This window comes from Lutimonas saemankumensis (assembly GCF_020171465.1).
Lineage (GTDB): Bacteria > Bacteroidota > Bacteroidia > Flavobacteriales > Flavobacteriaceae > Lutimonas > Lutimonas saemankumensis.
Map to the genome: position 1 here is coordinate 1 of NZ_JAIUZR010000007.1, position 3,324 is coordinate 3,324.

2 rRNA genes are annotated in these 3,324 nt (G+C 46.5%); both read right to left on the minus strand.

Features of this window, described 5'->3' with window-relative positions:
* Positions 1–48: 48 nt before the first annotated feature.
* A 5S ribosomal RNA gene (gene rrf / locus LCM02_RS15865) occupies positions 49–157 on the minus strand.
* Between the two features lie 109 nt (positions 158–266).
* Positions 267–3,154, minus strand: a 23S ribosomal RNA gene (locus tag LCM02_RS15870).
* Positions 3,155–3,324 lie beyond the last annotated feature (170 nt).

Below are 3,324 nucleotides of genomic sequence, written 5' to 3' on the forward strand. Positions count from 1 at the left end.
TTTTACCAAAAAAAAACCTCCGATACGATTGTATCAGAGGTTTTAAAAGAAAGGCAACGACTTACTCTCCCACCAGTGGCAGTACCATCAGCGCTGATAGGTTTAACTTCTCTGTTCGGGATGGGAAGAGGTGAGACCTATCGCTATAATCACCTTAAGCTTGTCAGGCTGGCCTGAGGCCACCTGTATAAGTTGACATATTAAAATAATGATATGTTACAAATTCAAAAAAAAGTTCCGCCGCTCCCCCGAAGGAGAGCGATCTTACATAAGCTATACGGGTTATTAGTACTACTTGGCTATGACATTACTGCCTTTACACCTATAGCCTATCAACGTGGTAGTCTTCCACGACCCTTAAAAGAAATCTCATCTTGTGGTGGGTTTCGCGCTTATATGCTTTCAGCGCTTATCCCTTCCCGACGTAGCTACTCAGCAGTGCCCCTGGCGAGACAACTGATACACTAGAGGTCAGTCCAATTCGGTCCTCTCGTACTAGAATCAGATCCACTCAAATTTCTAACGCCCACTATAGATAGAGACCGAACTGTCTCACGACGTTCTGAACCCAGCTCGCGTGCCACTTTAATGGGCGAACAGCCCAACCCTTGGGACCTTCTCCAGCCCCAGGATGTGACGAGCCGACATCGAGGTGCCAAACCCCCCCGTCGATATGAGCTCTTGGGGGAGATCAGCCTGTTATCCCCGGAGTACCTTTTATCCTTTGAGCGATGGCCCTTCCATGCGGAACCACCGGATCACTATGCTCTTGTTTCCAACCTGATCGACGTGTATGTCTCTCAGTCAAGCACCCTTATGCCATTGCACTCTACGCACGGTTACCAAGCGTGCTGAGGGTACCTTTAGAAGCCTCCGTTACTCTTTTGGAGGCGACCACCCCAGTCAAACTACCCACCAAGCACTGTCCTCCCGCAAGGGAGTTAGGCTTCAAATAAGCAAAGGGTGGTATTTCAACGGCGACTCCACAACACCTAGCGATGTCGCTTCGAAGTCTCCCACCTATCCTACACATTACTTATCCAAAGTCAATACTAAGCTATAGTAAAGGTTCACGGGGTCTTTTCGTCCCATAGCGGGTAATCGGCATCTTCACCGATACTTCAATTTCACCGAGCTCATGGCCGAGACAGTATCCAGATCGTTGCACCATTCGTGCAGGTCGGAACTTACCCGACAAGGAATTTCGCTACCTTAGGACCGTTATAGTTACGGCCGCCGTTTACTGGGGCTTCATTTCAATGCTTCGAGGTAAACCTCTAACATCTCCACTTAACCTTCCAGCACCGGGCAGGTGTCAGGCCTTATACGTCATCTTTCAATTTTGCAAAGCCCTATGTTTTTGATAAACAGTCGCCTGGATCTTTTCACTGCGGCCCCCTCAATGAAGAGGGGGCGACTCTTCTCCCGAAGTTACGAGTCTATTTTGCCTAGTTCCTTAGCCATGAATCTCTCGAGCACCTTAGAATTCTCATCCCAACTACCTGTGTCGGTTTAGGGTACGGGTACTTATTATCTAGAGTTTAGAGGTTTTTCTTGGAAGCCCTTAGCCACATTATCCACTCCACCGAAGCTTCGTGGTACTATCCCAGTTCAGCAAGGCCTGCGCATTTAACTACAAGCCCTATACCTACCTGGTTCAACGTACTATTCCGTCAGTACGCAGTGGGTTCATTACTTCGTCACCCCATCACAATAATAAGTAGTACAGGAATATTAACCTGTTGTCCATCGACTACCCCTTTCGGGTTCGCCTTAGGTCCCGACTAACCCTCAGCTGATTAGCATCGCTGAGGAAACCTTAGTCTTTCGGTGTGCGGGTTTCTCACCCGCATTATCGTTACTTATGCCTACATTTTCTTTTGTAATCACTCCAGCAAACCTCACAGTCCACCTTCAACGCAGATTACAATGCTCCCCTACCACGTATAGTAAACTATACATCCATAGCTTCGGTAATATACTTAATGCCCGATTATTATCCATGCTCGATCGCTCGACTAGTGAGCTGTTACGCACTCTTTAAATGAATGGCTGCTTCCAAGCCAACATCCTAGCTGTCAATGCAATCAAACCTCGTTAGTTCAACTTAGTATATATTTGGGGACCTTAGCTGATGGTCTGGGTTCTTTCCCTCTCGGACATGGACCTTAGCACCCATGCCCTCACTGCTGTGTATCATTTTATAGCATTCGGAGTTTGTCAGGAATTGGTAGGCGGTGAAGCCCCCGCATCCAATCAGTAGCTCTACCTCTATAAAACTAACCACAACGCTGCACCTAAATGCATTTCGGGGAGTACGAGCTATTTCCGAGTTTGATTGGCCTTTCACCCCTACCCACAGGTCATCCAAAGACTTTTCAACGTCAACTGGTTCGGTCCTCCACTGTGTGTTACCACAGCTTCAACCTGCCCATGGGTAGATCACTCGGTTTCGCGTCTACTACATCTAACTAAAGCGCCCTATTCAGACTCGCTTTCGCTACGGCTCCATGACTTAATCACTTAACCTCGCTAGATAAAGTAACTCGTAGGCTCATTATGCAAAAGGCACGCCGTCACCCATAAATGGGCTCCGACCGCTTGTAAGCGCACGGTTTCAGGTTCTGTTTCACTCCCTTACTTAGGGTTCTTTTCACCTTTCCCTCACGGTACTAGTTCACTATCGGTCTCTCAGGAGTATTTAGCCTTAGCGGATGGTCCCGCCAAATTCATACAGGGTTTCACGTGCCCCGCACTACTCAGGATACCACTATCAATAACTTCTATTACTTGTACGGGACTATCACCCTCTATGGTCTGTCTTTCCAAACAGTTCTAATTCTATTAGCATCGAATATCGTGGTCCTACAACCCCAGTATTGCCGTAACAACACTGGTTTGGGCTAATCCGCGTTCGCTCGCCACTACTTACGGAATCACTTTTGTTTTCTCTTCCTCCGGTTACTTAGATGTTTCAGTTCGCCGGGTTAGCCCCACTTGCGTGGTAACATGCCTTCAACATGCTGGGTTGCCCCATTCGGATATCTGCGGATCAAATCATATGTGCCAATCCCCGCAGCTTTTCGCAGCTTATCACGTCCTTCATCGCCTCTGAGAGCCTAGGCATCCACCATACGCCCTTACTTTAGCTTATTGTACTTTTTGCGATAATTCTAAAATCCATTAATAAATTAATGAACCCTAAAAATATCATGAACTCTTTATTGTTTTGTTTTATAACTTAGAATTGATAACTAAATAAATAGCTATCAATCTGATTTATTACGATATCATTATTCCAATATGTCAATGAACTTTGTTAGT